Genomic DNA, 20,011 nt, shown 5'->3' with positions numbered 1-20,011 from the left:
CCTTTTATGACATTCATAGGAGTGTAGAAAAAGATGAAGCAGATAGAACATACAGAAGCGAGCGATCGACTGATCAGCTCGAAGAAAAATAGGCAAATGGATGAAGTAAGAGGAAGTATTTTGGTGAGATTTTGCGCATTCTTAATGATTGCTGTATCAATCGCCATCACCATCTTCCTTGGCATTAAGGGTTTACAATCTTTCATCGTAAATGGTGTAAGCCCAATTGAGTTCTTAACCAGTATCAATTGGAACCCAACAGCAGAAAACCCGCAGTACGGCGCATTTCCTTTTATTTTCGGATCAATCGCTGTCACGCTCCTATCGGCACTCATTGCAGCGCCACTAGGCATCGCAGGCGCAATCTTTATGACAGAAATTGCACCTGCTTGGGGACGTAAAATCCTCCAGCCAGTCATTGAATTGCTTGTAGGGATTCCATCCGTTGTTTACGGATTCATAGGTCTTACAGTATTGGTGCCGTTTATCGGACATTTTAAGTCAAGCGGCTCAGGGCATAGCGTGCTAGCAGGAACGATTGTCCTGTCTATTATGATCCTGCCAACCGTTACATCCATTGCGACTGATGCAATGGGTTCACTACCAAAAAGTTTACGTGAGGGATCGTACGCATTAGGCGCAACAAGATGGCAAACGATTAGACGTGTGCTTGTCCCAGCAGCTCTGCCAACATTAATGACAGCGGTCGTTCTTGGCATGGCTAGAGCATTTGGAGAAGCCCTTGCTGTACAGATGGTCATTGGAAACACGCGTAATTTACCAGAGAGCATTATGGATACAGCTGGTACATTAACAACCATTATTACGTTAAACATGGGTCACACAACGTATGGAAGTGTTGAGAACAATACACTTTGGTCAATGGGACTTGTCCTTCTAGTTGTATCATTTATGTTCATACTCATTATCAGATACTTGTCGTCTAGGAGGAAGATTTAATGAATAGCAAAATGACCGATCGTTTTGCCACATTTATATTTGGATTATGTGCTGCCATTATTACGGCGATTCTCGTTGGTTTGTTTTCTTATATCATTTTCAACGGTGCAAAAGAATTAAACTTCGACTTTTTAACAACCCGCTCAAGTGCGATTGGCTCTGGCGGCGGTATCAGGGATCAGCTCTTTAACTCGTTTTATATTTTGTTTATTACGATGCTGATTACAGTACCGCTTGGCGTCGGCGGCGGAGTGTATATGGCAGAGTACGCGCCTCAAAACAAAGTCACAGACTTTATTCGTACATGTATCGAAGTGTTGTCTTCACTTCCGTCTATCGTCATTGGTATGTTTGGTTTACTCATGTTTGTGAATTTAACAGGCTGGGGCTATACGATTATTGGAGGAGCTCTTGCGCTCACTGTGTTTAACCTGCCGGTGATGGTCAGGGTGACAGAAGATGCGCTGCGCTCTGTACCGAAGGATCAAAAGGAAGCATCACTAGCGCTTGGTGTAACGAAGTGGCATACAGTCAAAACGGTCCTTATTCCAGGTGCGCTTCCGTCTATTATCACTGGTGCGATTTTAGCATCAGGAAGAGTCTTTGGTGAGGCGGCTGCTCTTCTTTTTACAGCAGGTCTCTCCACACCGCGCCTTGATTTCACAAACTGGAGTCCTTTTTCTGATACGTCACCGCTGAATGTGTTTAGACCGGCAGAAACATTAGCCGTTCATATATGGAACGTCAATACACAAGGAATCATTCCAGATGCAGAGGCCATTGCAAATGGTGCATCAGCTGTACTTGTGCTTTCAGTTTTATTGTTCAACCTAGCTGCTAGATGGCTTGGTTCATTTATTCATAAAAAGCTTACGTCAAAATAATGTGAGAGAGGTGTGAAGGGGATATGGTTCAAATGCTAGCAGAAAAAAAAGAGATTGCAGCGAAAAAGGCTCCACTTCAGGCGGAACAGATTTTACAGGTGCAGGATTTAAGCATTTATTATGGTGAAAAAAGAGCGGTCAATCACATTTCATTCGAGATTGAGAAGAATGCAATCACCGCATTAATCGGCCCATCCGGCTGCGGGAAATCTACCTTTTTACGCAGCATTAACCGCATGAACGACTTAATTTCAGGTGCGAGAAGTGAAGGGGCGATCATGTACGAAGGATTAAATATTTTGGATGACCGTATTAATGTGGTGAATTTAAGAAGAGAAATCGGCATGGTCTTCCAAAAACCAAATCCATTTCCTAAATCGATCTACAATAACATCACCCATGCGTTAAAGTATGCCGGGGAAAAAAGAAAATCTGTGCTTGATGATGCGGTTGAGGAAAGCTTAACAAAGGCGGCGTTATGGGATGAGGTCAAAGATCGTCTGCACCGATCTGCTTTGTCATTGTCAGGCGGTCAGCAGCAGCGACTTTGTATTGCACGTACACTTGCGATGAAACCTAGTGTCTTATTATTAGATGAACCGGCTTCTGCCCTAGACCCTATCTCAAATGCGAAAATTGAAGAGCTATTAGGCGAATTAAAAAATGATTATTCAATCGTCATTGTGACACACAACATGCAGCAAGCGCTCCGTGTATCAGATCGTACGGCCTTTTTCTTAAACGGAGATCTAGTAGAATATGATGCCACAGAACGTATCTTTACACGTCCTGCACAGCAAAAAACAGAAGACTATATCAATGGTCGATTTGGATAAGGCGGGTGATTTGATGAATGCAGTAGCAACTAAAGCAGCAAAAAAAGAAGTGTTTCGTGTGAATGATATGAATCTTTGGTATGGACAGCATCATGCATTGAAGCATATTGACTTAGCGATTAGAGAGCATGAAGTCACAGCGATTATCGGCCCGTCTGGCTGCGGAAAATCAACGTTTATTAAAACGTTAAATCTTATGGTCAAAACAGTGCCAGGTGTGAAAATCACCGGGGATATGATGTATAAAGATGACAACATTTTAAAAGGTCGTGTCGATTTAGTCGAGCTGCGTAAAAATGTCGGGATGGTGTTTCAAAAAGGAAATCCATTCCCTCAGTCTATCTTTGATAATGTCGTATACGGACCAAGAATTCACGGAGTAAAGAGCAAGCAGCAATTAAAAGAAATCGCGGAAAAAGCGCTTCGAGATGTTGCACTTTGGGATGAAGTGAAAGATCGATTAAGTGCTCCCGCTCTAGGCCTTTCTGGCGGTCAGCAGCAGCGTCTTTGTATTGCAAGAGCCATTGCTACAAGCCCAGACATCTTATTAATGGATGAACCAACATCAGCGCTTGATCCTGTCTCAACATTAAAGATTGAAGAATTGATTATGAAATTGAAAGAGAAATATACGATTGCCATTGTGACGCATAACATGCAGCAAGCGGCTCGGGTATCAGACCGAACGGCATTCTTCTTAATGGGGGAGCTTGTTGAGGTCAATGATACGAATGTGATGTTTTCTGAGCCAAACGATCAAAGAACGAATGATTATATATCTGGTCGATTTGGATAAGAAAACCCCCCTGGAGGTCAGTGCCGCCAGGGGGGGTTTGTTGTTATTTTGTTAAGGCTTTGACAATCTGTTTGAATGTCATTCCTGTTTTTAAATTGAACTTGCCTGCACGAATTTCTTTATGGTAGCCGGCGTCAATTACGTAATCATTAAAATCTTTAGACGAGTTGATGATGCCGTCCTTTTCAAGCATGTCTGAAACATCACTTGTACTCATACCGTTTTTAATCACAAATTTGATCGATTTGCCTTTAGGCTTGTCCTCTTTTTGTTGATCACTTTTAGAATCTCCGTCTTCATTTGCCTTCAGCGCTTTTTCCTTATAGTCAAGAAGCTGCTGGTACGTTTCACGGCTGACAGTGACTTCTTTTTTGGAGTCTAAATAGTTTTTCACGTCAGTGTCTGTTACTTTCTGTGCGAGGGTTTCTTTTGTTGTTGTATCAGCTGCTGCCTCGTCTTTCCCAGTGAGGAAAAAGACAATCGCAAGAACCCCAGTTGCAAGAATCATACCTGCTGCAAACGTTTGGATGCTTTTTTTCGTCATACAAGCACCCTCTCGTTGTCTTTAATGATCATGTTGACATCTTCTACAGATACATGCTCAGCGCGCGCAATGGCCTCAGGAGACATGCCATTTTGGTGCTTTGAAATGATCTGTCTTGCGATGGATGGATCAATTTCTGAATGCTTGCGGACGACGATGTTTGTTTCAAGTAATTCTTCTTCAAGCACTTTCATTTTCTTTTTCAGTTTATAGATTTCTTGCATTGCAGATAGTTGAAGTGTTTCAAGTTCCTGCTCGACTTCTTTAATCGGTTCTCTTTGAAAATATGAGAATGCGATCAGTACAATACTGACAACAAGCAATCCGATAATTGCAATTTCCATGTTTCATCACCTTTTATTCATATTTTAATGCTGAAAGCCATAAAAGGCTTCCAAGATTGTTTCAGACAGTTTTCGACCCTTCTTTTTTATACCATAAAAAAGCTAGTTTCAAAAGGAATTGCTGAAGAAAATCACCTTTTTTTCATCTTTTTTCTTTTTATATGTAAAACGGGTATGAAAACCTTGCCTCGCTGTCAAAATAAATGAAAGCGGCGGGGAGAAGAGGGTCTCTCATGTATACAGTACGACAAAGGATCAGGTTTTATAGGGGAGCAGACGATTTTTCATGACATAAGCATGCGATATGTAAGTGGATGCACTCAAATTGAAATTGGTGAAAAAACATTCTAGCATTCCTAAGCTAGAAGTGGTATTATAGTTAGGTCTGAATGTGAATTGATTTTAGTTTGGAGGGAAAAATATGCGCGTAAATATTACTCTAGCTTGCACTGAATGCGGTGAGCGTAACTATATTACTAAAAAGAATAAGCGAAACAATCCAGATCGCGTTGAATTCAAAAAGTATTGCTCACGTGATAAAAAACAAACTGTACATCGTGAAACAAAGTAAGCAGCAGGGAATTTTCCTGCTGTTTTTTTATGATGGGAGATGATCTGTATGAAAAAGGAGCTTCGCCTTCAAACATTAGCCAAGCTTGATCAGATAAGCCCTGAAGAATTTGAGCGCAGCACGGCTTTACTTCATGAGCACTTATTGCAGCTGCCAGCATGGAAACAGGCGAAAACGATCGCTTTGACGATGTCTAGAGGAAAAGAGATACCGACAATGCCTCTAATTGAAAAAGCGTGGGAAGAAGGAAAAACAGTATGTATCCCTACCTGTTTTCCGAAAACAAAAGAGATGATGTTTTATGAATATACACCCGAAACAAAGATGACATCCAGCTACTTTGGGCTATTGGAACCAGACCCTCAAGTATCAACAGCTGTACATAAAGAAACCATTGATTTAATCATTGTGCCTGGGGTATGCTTCGATCAAAAAGGCTACCGGATTGGATTTGGGGGCGGCTATTATGACCGCTACTTAGCTGACTATCACGGGGGAACCATTGCACTTTGTCTGTCTTTACAGCAAATCAGGCATGTGCCGACTGAAGCGCACGACATACCGGTGTCTATGATTGTCAGTGAAAAAGGCACGTTATATCAAAAGTAAAAGTCCGCTGATTGTCCAAAGAACGGGCTTTTTGTTGTTTCATAAGGTCATGTCATGTGAGCTGATAGGAGGTCCGTTTTGAAAAAATTTCGTGGAAAGAAAAGATACTTCCGCAATATGTGGGAGGAAGTGAATACTTGTGATCTCAAACTTGATCAGGATTCATGGTTTTATTTTTGGCATACACACCTTGATTTTTTTGGGGTCGGGGAAAATAGCTTAATAATAAGAAGAGAGCATATCAAAGCCCATATCGCTTTATATCATAGGCTGTTAAAACAGCTTGAAGGCTTTGAAAAGCCATACCAAACATGGATTTGTATTCACGAACATGACCCTGGTTTAGACGCTGTATATGTTCATACACCAAATCCATACGACAGTTACTTCCCTCACAAGATGGAAGAGGTAGAGCAGAATTGTAAGCTGCCTCATACGTTCAAGGATTTAATCGATCTTCATCAATTTGACGTTTCTTATGATCAATCTGAGTGTGAAGAGGTCTATTATATTCAATCAAAAGAACAAGGGATTAGAGTGTGAAAACATATCGCATGGTAAGCGATAAAAATGATGGTTCATGCATAAACACATCCTATTTAAGCCACGATACGAACATAGGAGGGAATATGATGAATAAAATGATTTGGAGCATTGTGTTCACATTGTTTGCATTCGTTCTCGTGCAAAATCGTTACCGGCTGATGAATTTGATCTTAGGTCAAAATCAAGTGCGTCACTTTTTTATTAAGTGGCTGATGAAAATCCCATATTTTCGGACGAAATTTATTCGCCAAGCATTCTAATCCCGCAGACGCCGGGATTTTTTTGTTCAGAAATGCGGATCAGAACGATTCTTGTTATAATAATGTAAAAAATGGAGCGCGAATGAATGAATGTCATAGATAGTTTATTTTGGCGAGTTGTTGATGAATTAAGACAAAAAGGGTACGAGATGATTCAAAGTCCGTTTCCAGAAGATGAAATATTTTTTGAAGCACCACGAAACTCAGGGTATGATCTCATCCGTCTATATAGAAAAGATGTGAATTTTAAACAGGAGATCGTTCGAGATATCGAAGAACAGACGTATCGGATGGATCAGCTGAGAGAGGCCATGCGTAAACGTTCTCTGCATCTCTTACAGCTCCAATTTACAGCTGACGACCCTGTAGATGATTGGGAGGACCTAAACGGTCAACCGCAAAAAAAGCAAAAGGTGACGGTTACACCTGTATTACTGAATGCAGACACTCTTCAACACGACGTAAATGAGCTGCAAAAATGGCTCAATACATCGCTGACAGTGGATGTAGAAGAGGCAAAAAGAGACACAGCTGAAGATGTCATCCAGCTTAAAGTGAGCGTACTTCAAGCATTTGATGATCAGGAAAAGCAGCGTGAACGAGAACGGGCCGTTTTTCAAAATGGCAGACCGATTTTCACCTACCTGTTCATCGCTGTTCAAGTGGTGATGTTTCTTTTACTTGAACTATTTGGCGGAAGTACCAATACGGCAACTTTGACAGCGTTTGGTGCTAAAAATAATGGGCTGATCTTAGATGGAGAATGGTGGCGTCTGATTACACCAATGTTTTTGCATATTGGCTTGACACACTTACTCTTTAATACATTTGCTCTTTGGTCTGTCGGAGCGGCTGTTGAGAAAATTTATGGCTCATGGAGATTTTTGCTCATCTATTTCATTTCCGGCATTTTTGGTTCCATAGCGAGCTTTGTCTTTAATACGGCCATCGCAGCCGGTGCATCAGGCGCGATCTTTGGATGCTTAGGTGCACTATTATATTTGGCAATTTCTAACCGCAAGCTCTTCTTCCGGACGATGGGGACAAATATTATTGTGATCATCCTCATCAATTTAGGGATCGGCTTTACCGTATCAGGTATTGATAACGCAGGGCACCTTGGCGGTCTGGTTGGCGGTTTTTTAGCGGCTTTAGCTGTCCGGCTTCCTAAACAAGTGAAGCCTGTCAAAATGTTTCTTGCTAGTATTGTTCTACTGTTGATTGGTGGTTTTGGATTGTATACAGGGTTTCATTCAGACGATCAAAAGGAAGCGGCAGCAGTAAGTGAGGCAGCAAGTTTATTTGATGACAAGAACTATAACGAAGCAAGTAAACGTCTAGAGGAATATGTACATCAAAAGGATGCATCAGCTGAGGCTCTACATATATATGCACTATCGGAAGCCCAGCTCGGACACCTTGACAAAGCGATTGGATTTTTACAAAAGTCGCTTAAAAAAAATCCAGATGATCCAAATAAACTGTATCATTTATCGTTGTTGTACGTAGAAAAAGGAGAGACAGCGAAAGCAGAGGATCTAATAGAAAAAGGGTTAGACCAAGATCCAAAAAATGATCAATTTTTAAAGCTGAAACAATATATTGAAAACACGCAAACACATTGAATGACTTGACTGAAAGCGCATTTATGAATACGCTTATTCTATCTGTTGATGAGAAGAAATGGTGGAAACAATGAAAACGTTATATGATGTACAGCAGCTGCTCATGAGATTTGGAAATTATGTGTATTTCGGAGATCGTGAAGTGGAATTAGAATTTATGGCAGATGAACTGAAGGAAATGTATACATCGGGCATTATTGACCGGACAGAATGGTCAAACGCAATGACGATTCTTCAAATGGAACTAGCCAAATTAAATCGAAAAACAATGTGAAGGTGGAGGGCATATGATCGGGGATTGGTTTGTAGGAGTTGATCTTGGCGGTACGACAATTAAGCTTGCGTTCATTAATCTATATGGTGAAATTCAGCATAAGTGGGAGATTCCTACGGATAAATCAGGGCAGACGATCACAGTCGATATTGCCAAATCAATTGACCACAAACTAGTCGAAATCAGTATGCCCAAATCAGCGCTGATTGGGATTGGAATGGGTGCACCTGGGCCTGTAGATAAAGTATCTGGGATTGTCTATAAAACAACGAATCTCGGCTGGACAAACTATCCACTCAAAGATCACCTAGAGGCAGAGACCGGACTTCCATCTGTCATCGAAAATGATGCGAATATTGCTGCACTCGGTGAAATGTGGAAGGGTGCAGGCGATGGCGCAAAAAACATCCTGATGGTCACACTTGGCACAGGTGTTGGCGGCGGCATTATTGTAAATGGTGAAGTTGTTCAAGGTGAGACAGGGGCTGGCGGAGAAATTGGCCATATTTGTGCCGTTCCATTCCAAGGAGCACCTTGTAATTGCGGGAGAACAGGCTGTATTGAAACCATTGCATCTGCGACTGGCATCGTCCGGCTTGCAAAGGATAAATTAGTAACAGAGCAGCATACATCTTCACTTGGCACGCTCACTTCACTGACTGCAAAGGAAGTGTTTAAGGCCGCTGAAAGTGGAGATGATCTTGCCATGCGTGTCGTAGAAGAAGTGACGACTCATCTTGGGCTTGTGTTAGCGAATCTTGCCAGTGCGTTAAACCCAACAAAAATCGTGATTGGCGGCGGTGTTTCAAAAGCAGGTGAGCTCCTTCGCAGTAAAGTAGAGCGCGTTGTTAAGCATCACGCATTTCCGCCTTGCGCTGATGATGTCGAAGTCGTGATTGCCTCTCTCGGAAACGATGCAGGAGTCATCGGCGGTGCATGGATGGCAAAAAACAAATGGTTGTCTTAAACAAAAAAGTCATCATGATGTCATTTTTATTAAAAAAAGCGATAGATGGGCATGAAATGAAATGTTTAGCATATTCATAAGTTTGTCATGAGGAAAAAGACATTGATTTTCCAGCACATACAGGATAAGATATAGTTTAGTTATTTTTGAAGAAGCACCAATAATTAGGGTGTATCCCTAGCTTGAGTGCTCGCTTAGCATAAGGAGGTTACAATGCGAAAGAAAAGATTAAAGGCGATTTCATTTTTACTGATTGCGACATTGCTCATGTGGGTCAAAACCTATGTTATCTATAAATCTAGCTTCAATATTAAAATAGAAAATTTCATGCAGGAGTTCATCCTGTTTATTAATCCGCTTAGCTTTATCTTGTTTATCTTCGGAATCGGTTTATTTATGAAAGAAAAAAATCGCAATCGATATATCATCGTGACGAGCTTTATTCTGACATTTATTTTGTTAGCTAACATTGTGTTTTACCGATTCTATAGTGACTTTTTAACCATCCCCGTCCTATTTCAAACAAACAATATGGGTGACCTCGGGTCAAGTATTACCTCTTTAATTGAACCAGTCGATTTTCTAATGTTCGTTGATATTATCATTTTAATGTGGCTCTATAAAAAGCAGCCTTCCTTTAGAACGGATGTCACCATTTCACGAAAAGAACGAGCAGCCTATTATTTATTTGTGGCAGCGACTTTCTTCTTTAACCTTGGTTTGGCTGAAACAGAGAGACCAGAACTGCTCACTCGCTCATTTGACCGTGAGATGCTGGTAAAAAATATCAGCTTATATAATTTCCATATTTATGATGGAGTGCTGCAATCGAAGCAGTCTGCTCAACGAGCCCTTGCTGACAGCAATAGCTTAACAGAAATTGAAAACTATATAAGTGCAAATCAAACCGACCGTAATGAAAAGACGTTTGGTCAAGCAAAAGGACGAAATGTCATTCTTGTCTCACTTGAATCTACACAAAGTTTCGTGATCAATGAAAAACTAAACGGGAAAGAAATCACCCCGTTTTTAAACAAATTAATCAAGAAAAGCTACAACTTTACTAATTTCTATCATCAAACAGGTCAAGGGAAAACATCTGACTCAGAGTTTATTGTTGATAACTCTCTCTATCCACTTGGAAGAGGGGCTGTGTTCTTCACAAATCCAAGCAATGAGTTTACAGCCACACCTGAGCTGTTAAAGGATGAGGGGTACCATTCTTCTGTCATTCATGCGAATAACAAAAGTTTCTGGAACCGTGACCTGATCTACGATAGCTTTGGCTACGATAAGTTTTTTGATATTAAATCATTTGATGTAAATGAAGAAAATTCAGTTGGCTGGGGGCTGAAAGATGGTCCATTCTTCGAACAGTCAGCGGAATTGATGAAATCGATCCCGCAGCCTTTCTATACGAGATTGATTACATTAACGAATCACTTTCCGTTTGATCTAGATGAAGAAGATAAGCTCATTGATGAATATGATTCTAAGAGCAAAACGCTAAACAAATATTTCCCTACAGTGCGTTATCAAGATGAAGCACTTAAGCTTTTCTTTAAGAAGATGAAGGAAGCTGGGTTATACGATAACTCCATTTTTGTTTTGTATGGGGATCATTACGGAATTTCTGAAAACCATAACGAAGCCATGGGGCAATTTTTAAATAAAGAGATTACGCCATTTGAAGAAGTACAGCTTCAAAAAGTCCCGTTTGTTGTACACATTCCAGGGATCACAGACCAACATCCAAAAGAAATTGATACGGTAGGTGGTCAGGTCGATCTCCGCCCAACTGTACTCAATCTATTAGGAATTGATACAAGTAAACAAATTCAATTTGGCCATGATCTTTTATCGAAAGATACGAATAATTTTACCGTGCTTCGTGATGGCAGTTTTATTACGAAGGACAGTGTTTTCACAGATGGTGTTTGCTACAATAAAAAAACGGGTGAGCCAAGAGATGATGAGACTGTGTGTCAGTCTTATGAAGAGAAAGCAAAGCAAGAGCTCCAATTCTCTGATCAAATCATCTATGGGGATCTCCTTAGATTTTATGACCGGAATAGCCCGGACCATTCTCCATCCAAAAAAGAAGATGAAACTCAGCTAAAAAAGGCGTCCTAACATACGAGAAAACCTCTGTTATTTTTACATGCAGAGGTTTTCTTTTTTGGTCTGCCGGCTCATATAGTATGAGAGGAGGGATGTAAATGAAGACAACGTCGTTTGGGAAAATTGAATGGCACCTAGATGGAGAGGAAAAGGATCATGTAGCAAAGCAGTTAGGGATAGGGAATGCAGCTTTCCATTTATCCAATCAAATCAGCAATGAGTACCTCCTTTTACCGGGATACCGACTTCCGGAAGGCATCCATTCATTTTCTTCCATAGGTGAGCTGCAGAAATTTATTGCGCCTTACAGGCTGCAGCAATCCGATGATTGGATCAATGGAACCTTTGAATATGATAGTGCTCAATTAGAAGAAGAGCTGAGCTACTTGAAAGCCGCATTTCCTTTTCTTCAAATGAGCATCATAGGTCATTCAGTGCTTGATACACCTATTTATGAAATCCGAACAGAGCCTGTTCAGCATTTACATTCTATTCATTTGAATGCCTCTTTTCATGCAAATGAATGGATCACGACGTCTGTTTTAATAAAATGGCTGAAATCGCTGTGTTTGGCTGCATCTGACCCGGTGCAAGCAAGGCATCATGAAGCCGTTCATATTCTGCGAACCACAGCTCTCTCTATCGTACCATTGGTGAATCCAGATGGTGTGGACCTCGTACGAAATGGACCAGAGTCACTTGGTCTGAGCAGTGAAGAATTTACACCGCTACATGATGGATATGCTGACTATCAGGAGTGGAAAGCAAATATACGAGGGGTGGATTTGAACAATCAATTTCCTGCTTATTGGGAGATCGAATACTACCGTCATGAGACTAAGGCTCCGTCCAATCGAGGTTTTCCTGGGTATCAGCCGCTAACAGAACCAGAAGCGAAAGCGATGGCAAATCTAGCGTTACGAAAACGCTTTGACAGGCTTGTTGCTCTCCATACACAAGGAGAAGAGATATACTGGGGGTTTCTTGGTCATGAACCAGCCATCTCAAAAGAAACGGTCAAACGATTCGAACAAGTAAGCGGCTATAAACCGATTCAATATCTTGACAGCTATGCAGGCTATCGCGATTGGTTTATTTATCAATGTCACAATGAGGGGTATACAGTCGAGCTTGGCCTAGGAAAAAATCCTCTTTCCATGAATCAATTTGACACGATCTATGAGAAAACAAAGCGGTTGTTATGGGAAGCATGTAAGTGTTAAAAAGCACCTGTCAGGTGCTTTTTACATTTGAACATGAAGCAATTTCTTATTGTCAATAAAAATAATGTTAGGGCAATTGACGAAGGCCGAATTGTGAGCTATTGTGAAAGGTATGGATGTAAAAAAAAGGATATGTTTTAGGGAGATGTCGATCATTGAGTGCTCAAAGCCTGTGGAAAAGGAATTTCACTTACTTATTTATGTCTAAAATGTGCAAAATAACAGCTGATAGTTTATCTTTCAACACCATCTTGTGGCTTTTAGTACTAGGCGGAAAAGGGGCAATTGGAACAGCCTTTTTTATTGCGGTCAGCTTTGTTCCGCAAGCCATTGTTGGGCCGCTAATTACCCCAATGATGAAGCCGCATCAATTGAAATTTTGGATGTGTTTTGCTGATTTAACAAGAGGAGCGATAATTCTTGTGATTGTGGTCAGTTACTTTTATGGTTTCACGCCATTAGCACTTGTTATTGGGTGTATGCTGCTTCATTCGGCAACTGGTGGCTCCTACGAACCGGCGTCTGTATCAATTATTCCAAAGCTTGTCCATGAGGACCTAATACAAAAAGCGAATGCAACTATTCAATCAGCAAGTCATGTAGTCAGGCTTGTGACGGTCACGGTTTGTGGTGTCATGATTGCGTTTGTAGGGGTAGGATATACAATGCTTGTGATTATTCCTCTTTATCTCTTGTCCGCTTTACTTGTATTAATCATTACATATGAAACAGAAATCATCATTGATAAAGCCAAAAAAGGGGTATCATACGGCAAAAGATTGATTCGGGGATTTTCACTTGTGAGAAGGCATCATATTTTGTTCCCATTGGCGATTTTTTGTGTCTGCTCAAACTTTGCTGCCGCACCATGGGAAGCATTGTCTGTTATTTATTTAACAGAGGATTTACATAGTGGACCCGTGATCTATTCATTTATTAAAGTCACAACGGCACTAGGTGCATTCTTGATGGGGTTTGTTTTGACAAAGGTAAAAGTGAACCGGTATGGGCTGCTGTTTATAGGTGCCGGGATTGTTGATGGAATCTCGTTTTTCATCACAGGTATGAACGCATTTTTACCACTTGTGTTTATATCAGCTTTTGCATTAGGTGCCGCCATCAGTGCAGTCAACGTGCCTGAACATACAATGATTCAATTGTCAGTAAAAGCAGAGGATCAGCCGCAAGTGTATGCAATTATCAATATGATCTCCTTCTTCATGATCCCGTTAGGCGCTCTCATTGGCGGCTATATGGCGACATTATTTGGTTCCGGATATGTCATTGCGGCTGGAGGCATCATTGAAGCTGTATCAGGGATATGCCTGCTGATATTCACAAAAATTGGGAAGGTAGAGAGGGCGGATTTGACGATAGAACGGGACAAACCTTCTTTAAATGCAACGTGAGCATGGCATGATGGATTGCGAATAGGTTACAATGAGGACGAGAAAACATGAGGATTTGAGTGGAAAGGGGCAATAAACATGGCCATAGCAGATGTCACTATCATTCCAATAGGCACGGAAACACCAAGTGTCAGTGCTTATGTAGCAGATGTACAAAGAATTTTAGAAGGCTTTCAAAAAGAAGGGAAAATTAATTATCAACTAACACCAATGAATACATTAATTGAAGGTGAATTATCCGTTTTATTTGAAGTCATTCAGCACATTCATGAAGCACCTTTTGAAAAGGGACTGCACCGTGTAGCGACCAATATCCGCATTGATGACAGGCGGGATCAAACCACAACACTTACAAGTAAAATAGAAAGCGTGAATAAGCACTTGAATCAATAAAAAAAGCCTGCTAAATGCAGGCTTTCAGCGTGTAGACAAACCCTCGCATTCGGTGTCAGTCCTGCGTGCCGGTGCTCACGAATATCAAATTCGCTCCGCTCCGGTACTCGTCCTTCCTAGGCTGCAAAGGTTTTCTATCAAGCTGAAAAGAAGACAAAGGGCTAAAATCAAGATCATTTTAGCCCTTTGTCAATAATCTAAAAGCCTGCCATATGCAGGCTTTTTAATGTGCAGTTGGATAACCGCTATAGATGATGGTCATGACAGTAAACCAGCCAAAAACCAAAAATGTCGCGCCAGCAAAAGCGATGGCAAGTACGTTCATTTTTTTAAGTGAGCGATAGATCCCGAGTGCAGCTAAAATCGTGACTAGACCAAAAATAATGACGAGCATCATGTGAAAGTCCCCCTTTGTCATCAATCCCCTTGATTTCCTTTCTTTTCATTTTAACCGTTTTCATAAAGCTTGTCGAGTAGATTCCAGTTGACGATTGTTTGAATTTTTATTGTGTAGCCTTCATAATAAAAAAGAATGAATAAAGTAGGTGATGAAAATGAATTGGAGAAGAATGCCACTAGGCTATGTACAAGCGAATGCGTATATTTGGAAAAATGAGCACGGAGAATGTTTAATCTTTGATCCAGGCGGTGAAGCACAAAAGCTAATTTCCTATGTAAAAGAAAAACAGCTCACACCGCTTGCGGTCTTATTGACACATGCTCATTTTGATCATATCGGTGCCGCAGATGAAGTGCGCGCAGAGTGGGGAGTGCCACTCTATGTACACGAGAATGAAAAAGAATGGCTCACGAACGCTGAATTAAACGGTTCAGCTCGATTGATTGGAAATGGAATTACGGTCAAAGAAGCTGAAAAATTAATTACGTCAGAAGGAACTCTTCAAATTGGATCGTTTACATTAGAGATGTTCCACACTCCTGGGCATTCACCAGGCAGTGTGTCTTACTATTCGGCGGAAGAAGGATTTGTGATTTCTGGTGACACGCTATTTGAAGGCGGCATCGGGAGAACAGATTTAGTAGGGGGCAGTCAAGAAGTGCTGCTTCAATCAATTCATAACAAATTATTGTCTTTACCAGAATCAACTCTTGTTTTAAGTGGACATGGCGGAGAAACCACTGTACTCACGGAGCAGGAACAAAATCCATTTATCAATGGCTTTTCTCTTTAAACGTATGAAAAAAAGCATCTCTTTTTATAGAGATGCTCAGCGTGTAGACAAACCCTCGCATTCGTTGTCAGGTCTGCGCTCCGGTGCTCACGAATGTCAAATTCGCTCCGCTCCGATGCTCGTCCTTCCTAGACTTCAAAGGTTTTCTATCACGCTGAAAAGAAGACAAAGGGCTAAAATAAAATCATTTTAGCCCTTTGTCAACAATCTGAAGCATCTCTTTTTATAGAAATGCTTTTTTCAATTAATGTCCGGTACCGGGAACCATGATGAAAATCGAATAATATGTAAATCCGGCAAAGAAAATCGTCAAGTACGCTCCGAAAATGTAAATATACATTCTTTCGGATAAATTCAAGTAGGATAAAAATACAAAAAGAACGGTTTGACCGAAGAACAGCAACGATGCATCTTTCATATGCCCTAAATAGAACATGACAGCAAAAATACCCGTCCAAAAGCCAAGCACGCGGAACATGCGATTCATTTCTTTCCCTCCCCTTAAAAAAACCCCTTTGATTCATATTATAGCTGATCACCACTTGTTATGTAAACATTTACATTTTTGACAACGTGTGAACATTTATTTTACGAGTAGAAAAATTTTTTTGAAAAAGTGATCAAAACGTGTTTATGCTGAAATACATGAGGGTACTTACTCCATAAGAGAAAAGGTTAACGACCTAAGGAGGAAGACTAATGAGTGACATTACTTTTTATTCATACCCGAGCTGCACGTCTTGCCGCAAAACAAAACATTGGTTAAAGGCGAATCAAATTGATTTTAAAGAGCGTCACCTTTTCAGAGAAACGCCAACACTAGAAGAATTAAAAAAGATCCTTTCCTTAACAACAGAAGGAATGGATGAAATTTTAGCCACACGAAGTCAGGCTTTTAAAAGCTTAAATTTAAATATTAATGATTTAAAAGTAAACGAGGTTCTTCAGCTTCTCATTGAAAAACCAAAACTGCTCCGAAGACCAATTATCATTGATGGAAATAAATTAGTAGTAGGCTATAATCCAGGCGAACTCATGAAATTATCAAAAAAGAAAGCGATACATCAATCAGTTTCCTAATAAAAACGAAGATCAGCTGAAACATGCTTCAGCCGTCTTCGTTTTTGTGCTGAACTGGGCTAGCTGGGTTCGAACCAACGATCACGGAGTCAAAGTCCATTGCCTTACCACTTGGCTATAGCCCAATATCAAACGTGTAATGATATTGTTCACCATCTGCGGTCATTTATACATAAAAGTTGTATGTCACGAGTTTTAAGTGAAAAAGGAGCGGAAGAAGTAAATGAAAAATGAAAAATCGAAGCAATTATATGAATTTATCCTAAAAGAAGCCCCTGTCATGACCGAAGAATGGCTGAAAACAAGAACAGAAGAAGGCTCATTATATTCCAAACATGCTTCAGAGGAAACGGAAATGAAGTTGAAGGAACAGAACACAGCGTTTATTCAAACCATTGCAGCAACGCTTGTGACGCTGTCAGACAAAGTAGAAAATCATTTGAAAAAGTGGTCTGTTGATATCGCACGTGATCGAGCCGTTCACGAAGTGCCTTTATATGAAATCATTGGACAATTTAAGATATTTCGTCAGATTTTCTGTTCGAGAATCGAGAAATTCATACTAGAAACTGAGCTTGAAGTGACGCTCCAAGATGTATGCGGGTGGAATCAGCATTTTCATTCCACGTTTGATGATATGATCGAGCGTTTATCAGAAGAATACGACCGCGTGACACTGAGTCAGCTAAATGCACAAAGAGAGATGATTCAGGAACTGAGTGCTCCTGTTATTCCAGTTTCAAAGGAAATCGGAATTTTGCCGCTCATCGGAGAGATTGATACGTACCGGGCCAAAATTATTTTGGAATCCGTGCTAGAACAGGCTTCAAGACTGCGTCTAACGCATTTGTTTATTGATATATCAGGCGTACCGATCGTTGATACGATGGTTGCTTATCAGCTGTTTAAAGTGGTGGATAGTGCGAAGCTTCTAGGCATTGAGACGATTATTTCAGGCATCCGCCCAGAAATTGCTCAAACCGTTGTGAAACTCGGCATTGATTTCTCAAAAGTAAATACAGAACATAGCCTTGCAAAAGCCTTGGAAAAAAGAGGATTTCGTATTTTTGAAGAACAGCCGCAAGAAGCCACATGACTAAAAAACCTGTACTTGTAAAAGTCAGGTTTTTTTATATGCACTTTTTTAAAAAACCACGTTTTCCATCGCAAGCTGATGATTTTTTCGATTGATTAGGCATTAAAATGATAAATTGCTCTTTTGTCATACTGGTTCCTCTGACTTACAATATGGTCAGAGAAGGGAGTGGACCATTTGTATGGGATTGAATACTTGGGACAAGAGCTGCTAGAAGAAGCATGCCGCATGAGAGCATCTGATGTGCACATTGTTCCAAAGGAAAAGAAAGCGTCGGTATCTTTCCGCGTAGACTCAGATTTAATTCAGCAGCGAACCATTGATAAAAAAAGCGGCGAGCGGCTCATTGCTCATTTTAAATTTTTATCATCCATGGATATCGGAGAAAAACGGAGACCGCAAAATGGGTCATTAGCTGTGATGCTAAGAAGGGGTCAGGTGTTTATTCGGATGTCTACCCTACCAACTGTAAATGATGAGAGCTTAGTGATTAGAATATTGCCGCAGGATCATGTTCCAAAAATAAAACATCTGTCACTATTTCCGAAAGCATCCACCAGGTTATTATCATTTTTGAATCATTCGCATGGGCTCATTTTATTTACCGGTCCAACCAATTCAGGGAAAACAACAACCCTTTATTCATTGATCCAGTTTGCAAAAAAGAATTTCAACAGAAATATTATTACACTTGAAGATCCTGTGGAAACGAGAAATGAAGATGTGCTGCAGGTTCAAGTAAATGAAAAAGCCGGTATCACATATGCGGCAGGATTACGCGCTATTTTAAGACATGATCCAGATATGATTGTGCTAGGAGAAATAAGAGATGCTGAAACGGCTCGAACGGCAATTAGAGCAGCACTGACAGGCCATTTAGTGATGAGTACACTCCATGCGAAAAATGCAAAAGGAGCCCTTTATCGTATGCTTGAATTTGGTGTCACGATGAATGAACTCGAACAAACGATGGTGGCGATTGCTGCGCAGCGATTAATCGAGCTCACCTGTCCTTTTTGCGGAGAAACATGCCAGCTTTACTGTAAATTAAATCGACCGGTCAGACGAACAAATGTATTTGAACTGCTGTTCGGAAAGGAGCTTGGTGAGTGTATCAAGGAGGCTAAAGGAGAATATGCTCACTCGTCATATGAAACATTGCAAAGATTAATTCGTAAAGGAGTGGCACTAGGCTATTTATCGAAAAACACCTATCATCGCTGGGTTTATGAAGAAGCAAGCCTCTAAAGCATGGTCTAAAAAGGATCAAGCGGAATGTCTATCAAAACTTGCTCAATTGATTCAGGCTGGATATACACTGATTGAGGCATTAACGATGTTGAATATCCAGTTGTCGAACAAGCAGCAGCAACAATTAGCACCGGGCATTCAGTGGCTGCTCGAAGGGGAGCCTTTTTATGTGGTGCTAGAAAGACTCCATTTTCAGCGGGAAGTCATCGCTATTTTAAGCTTCTCCGAAAAGCATGGAAGTCTAGCAAAAGCACTTGAACAAAGCGCACGGTTTTTAGAGAAAAAAATTAAACAGGTAGATACGTTTAAACGCATATTACGTTACCCGATTTTCCTCATCTTTACAGTTTTGATCGTGCTCATACTCGTTCAGCAAATGATCATTCCTCAATTTTCTCTCTTGTACTCCTCGATGGATACCCGAATGTCATGGCTGATTCAAGGTATGTTTGGACTCTTTCAATTGCTGCATGTATCTCTCCTCCTCATCGGCTGTGTGTGTATCTGTCTGACTGGATACTATGCTTTCTTTTTTAGGAAAAAATCTACCCTTGAGAAGCTGAGGGTGATCAGCAGGTTTCCTTTTTTATATAAAGGAATGCGGCTGATGCATACGTATCTTTTCTCTCTACAGTTAAGCGGACTGCTTCAGGCTGGATTATCGATGTACGAGAGCTTGCTAGCTTTTAAGCAGCAAAGCTACTTACCCTTTCTTCAAGAAATATCAGAACAGATGATTAAAGAGTTAAGAAAAGGAGAGAGAATGGCACATCAAGTGAGCCTGTCTCCTTTTTTTGAAAAACGTTTTGCAGCCGTCATCGAGCATGGTGAAGCGAGCGGGATGCTTGCAAGAGAAATGTACACGTACAGTCAATTTCTATTAGAGAATGCAGAGCTGAAAATTGAAAAATGGATGTCGTGGCTGCAGCCGGTTATCTATGGACTGACGGCAATTCTTATACTCATTGTGTATTTATCTATTCTTTTACCAATGTATCAACTGATGGAGCAAGTGTAAGGAGGAGGGCA

General features: G+C 40.7%; 24 protein-coding genes and 1 tRNA gene. 20 read left to right on the top strand and 5 right to left on the bottom strand.

All coding sequences use genetic code 11. The annotated features are described in order from the left end of the window. Positions 1-33 precede the first annotated feature (33 nt). Genes pstC through pstB (MHB79_RS11460) form a run of 4 tightly spaced genes read left to right on the top strand, consistent with a single transcriptional unit; the run spans position 34 to position 3,476 of the window. The gene (gene pstC, locus MHB79_RS11475) at positions 34-960 is read left to right on the top strand and encodes a phosphate ABC transporter permease subunit PstC (RefSeq protein ID WP_003217329.1); all 927 of its coding nucleotides are present in this window, start codon (positions 34-36) and stop codon (positions 958-960) included. Next, positions 960-1,844, top strand: coding sequence for a phosphate ABC transporter permease PstA (gene pstA, locus MHB79_RS11470; protein WP_003217489.1), 885 nt, complete (start codon positions 960-962; stop codon positions 1,842-1,844). Before pstC ends, pstA begins: the two co-directional genes overlap by 1 nt. Before the next feature lie 23 nt (positions 1,845-1,867). Further along, positions 1,868-2,680, top strand: a complete 813-nt coding sequence (gene pstB / locus MHB79_RS11465; protein WP_034620835.1) for a phosphate ABC transporter ATP-binding protein PstB — start codon at positions 1,868-1,870, stop codon at positions 2,678-2,680. A 13-nt stretch (positions 2,681-2,693) separates the two neighbouring features. After that, positions 2,694-3,476, top strand: coding sequence for a phosphate ABC transporter ATP-binding protein PstB (gene pstB / locus MHB79_RS11460; protein WP_034620853.1), 783 nt, complete (start codon positions 2,694-2,696; stop codon positions 3,474-3,476). Between the two features lie 43 nt (positions 3,477-3,519). On the opposite strand, the gene MHB79_RS11455 is transcribed toward pstB (MHB79_RS11460), so the two are convergent. Then, the gene (locus MHB79_RS11455; protein WP_003217472.1) at positions 3,520-4,020 is read right to left on the bottom strand and encodes an endolytic transglycosylase MltG; all 501 of its coding nucleotides are present in this window, start codon (positions 4,018-4,020) and stop codon (positions 3,520-3,522) included. After that, positions 4,017-4,364, bottom strand: coding sequence for a hypothetical protein (locus MHB79_RS11450; protein WP_003217285.1), 348 nt, complete (start codon positions 4,362-4,364; stop codon positions 4,017-4,019). The genes MHB79_RS11455 and MHB79_RS11450 overlap by 4 nt, the downstream gene beginning before the upstream one ends. Before the next feature lie 421 nt (positions 4,365-4,785). Here MHB79_RS11450 and rpmG point away from each other — a divergent pair, with 421 nt between their 5' ends. From rpmG to MHB79_RS11395, 11 genes are all read left to right on the top strand, one after another. Then, positions 4,786-4,935, top strand: a complete 150-nt coding sequence (gene rpmG / locus MHB79_RS11445) for a 50S ribosomal protein L33 (protein ID WP_012010579.1) — start codon at positions 4,786-4,788, stop codon at positions 4,933-4,935. A 48-nt stretch (positions 4,936-4,983) separates the two neighbouring features. Further along, positions 4,984-5,544, top strand: coding sequence for a 5-formyltetrahydrofolate cyclo-ligase (locus MHB79_RS11440; RefSeq protein WP_253622426.1), 561 nt, complete (start codon positions 4,984-4,986; stop codon positions 5,542-5,544). Positions 5,545-5,622: 78 nt separating this feature from the next. Next, entirely contained in the window at positions 5,623-6,087 is a 465-nt protein-coding gene (locus MHB79_RS11435) for a hypothetical protein (RefSeq protein WP_340989793.1), read from the top strand. Positions 6,088-6,176: 89 nt separating this feature from the next. Next, positions 6,177-6,350, top strand: a complete 174-nt coding sequence (locus tag MHB79_RS11430) for a hypothetical protein (protein ID WP_017367602.1) — start codon at positions 6,177-6,179, stop codon at positions 6,348-6,350. A gap of 86 nt (positions 6,351-6,436) precedes the next feature. Continuing rightward, on the top strand, positions 6,437-7,975 hold the full coding sequence (locus MHB79_RS11425; RefSeq protein WP_226803665.1) for a rhomboid family protein: 1,539 nt from the start codon (positions 6,437-6,439) through the stop codon (positions 7,973-7,975). Positions 7,976-8,045: 70 nt separating this feature from the next. Continuing rightward, complete coding sequence (locus MHB79_RS11420; protein ID WP_008342322.1) at positions 8,046-8,249, top strand: YqgQ family protein; 204 nt, start codon at positions 8,046-8,048, stop codon at positions 8,247-8,249. Between the two features lie 13 nt (positions 8,250-8,262). Beyond that, positions 8,263-9,216, top strand: coding sequence for an ROK family glucokinase (locus MHB79_RS11415; RefSeq protein ID WP_003217302.1), 954 nt, complete (start codon positions 8,263-8,265; stop codon positions 9,214-9,216). A 213-nt stretch (positions 9,217-9,429) separates the two neighbouring features. After that, entirely contained in the window at positions 9,430-11,349 is a 1,920-nt protein-coding gene (locus tag MHB79_RS11410; RefSeq protein WP_212045907.1) for an LTA synthase family protein, read from the top strand. 86 nt (positions 11,350-11,435) lie between these two features. Beyond that, positions 11,436-12,560, top strand: a complete 1,125-nt coding sequence (locus MHB79_RS11405; protein ID WP_253622430.1) for a M14 family metallopeptidase — start codon at positions 11,436-11,438, stop codon at positions 12,558-12,560. A 155-nt stretch (positions 12,561-12,715) separates the two neighbouring features. Then, the gene (locus MHB79_RS11400; protein ID WP_321999340.1) at positions 12,716-13,969 is read left to right on the top strand and encodes an MFS transporter; all 1,254 of its coding nucleotides are present in this window, start codon (positions 12,716-12,718) and stop codon (positions 13,967-13,969) included. Positions 13,970-14,047: 78 nt separating this feature from the next. Continuing rightward, the gene (locus MHB79_RS11395; RefSeq protein ID WP_003217504.1) at positions 14,048-14,362 is read left to right on the top strand and encodes an MTH1187 family thiamine-binding protein; all 315 of its coding nucleotides are present in this window, start codon (positions 14,048-14,050) and stop codon (positions 14,360-14,362) included. Between the two features lie 223 nt (positions 14,363-14,585). On the opposite strand, the gene MHB79_RS11390 is transcribed toward MHB79_RS11395, so the two are convergent. Further along, positions 14,586-14,759 carry a DUF2759 domain-containing protein gene (locus MHB79_RS11390; protein ID WP_135009244.1) on the bottom strand — a complete coding sequence of 58 codons (174 nt, stop codon included), beginning with the start codon at positions 14,757-14,759 and terminating at the stop codon, positions 14,586-14,588. A gap of 157 nt (positions 14,760-14,916) precedes the next feature. On the opposite strand from MHB79_RS11390, the gene MHB79_RS11385 reads away from it, so the two are divergent. Beyond that, a complete protein-coding gene (locus MHB79_RS11385; protein WP_003217463.1) occupies positions 14,917-15,555 on the top strand; it encodes an MBL fold metallo-hydrolase in 639 nt (212 codons plus the stop codon). Between the two features lie 244 nt (positions 15,556-15,799). On the opposite strand, the gene MHB79_RS11380 is transcribed toward MHB79_RS11385, so the two are convergent. Further along, the gene (locus tag MHB79_RS11380; protein WP_003217440.1) at positions 15,800-16,042 is read right to left on the bottom strand and encodes a DUF2626 domain-containing protein; all 243 of its coding nucleotides are present in this window, start codon (positions 16,040-16,042) and stop codon (positions 15,800-15,802) included. Between the two features lie 212 nt (positions 16,043-16,254). On the opposite strand from MHB79_RS11380, the gene MHB79_RS11375 reads away from it, so the two are divergent. Beyond that, positions 16,255-16,635: a Spx/MgsR family RNA polymerase-binding regulatory protein gene (locus tag MHB79_RS11375; protein WP_003217382.1), complete on the top strand. Its 381-nt coding sequence runs from the start codon at positions 16,255-16,257 to the stop codon at positions 16,633-16,635. Between the two features lie 54 nt (positions 16,636-16,689). Here MHB79_RS11375 and MHB79_RS11370 read toward each other — a convergent pair. After that, positions 16,690-16,760, bottom strand: a tRNA-Gln gene (locus MHB79_RS11370). A 98-nt stretch (positions 16,761-16,858) separates the two neighbouring features. Here MHB79_RS11370 and MHB79_RS11365 point away from each other — a divergent pair. The 3 genes from MHB79_RS11365 (at position 16,859) to comGB (ending at position 20,000) form a co-directional block, all read left to right on the top strand. Continuing rightward, a complete protein-coding gene (locus MHB79_RS11365; RefSeq protein ID WP_003217438.1) occupies positions 16,859-17,731 on the top strand; it encodes an STAS domain-containing protein in 873 nt (290 codons plus the stop codon). 177 nt (positions 17,732-17,908) lie between these two features. Further along, complete coding sequence (gene comGA / locus MHB79_RS11360) at positions 17,909-18,979, top strand: competence type IV pilus ATPase ComGA (RefSeq protein WP_340989789.1); 1,071 nt, start codon at positions 17,909-17,911, stop codon at positions 18,977-18,979. Beyond that, entirely contained in the window at positions 18,960-20,000 is a 1,041-nt protein-coding gene (comGB, locus tag MHB79_RS11355; RefSeq protein WP_113387139.1) for a competence type IV pilus assembly protein ComGB, read from the top strand. Before comGA ends, comGB begins: the two co-directional genes overlap by 20 nt. Positions 20,001-20,011: the final 11 nt, after the last annotated feature.

The sequence above is a fragment of the Bacillus sp. FSL M7-0558 genome (genome assembly GCF_038003245.1).
In the GTDB taxonomy this organism is placed as follows: Bacteria; Bacillota; Bacilli; order Bacillales; family Bacillaceae; genus Bacillus; species Bacillus pumilus.
The sequence above is the reverse complement of the archived record's forward strand: the minus strand, read 5'-3'. Positions and strand labels throughout refer to the sequence as shown.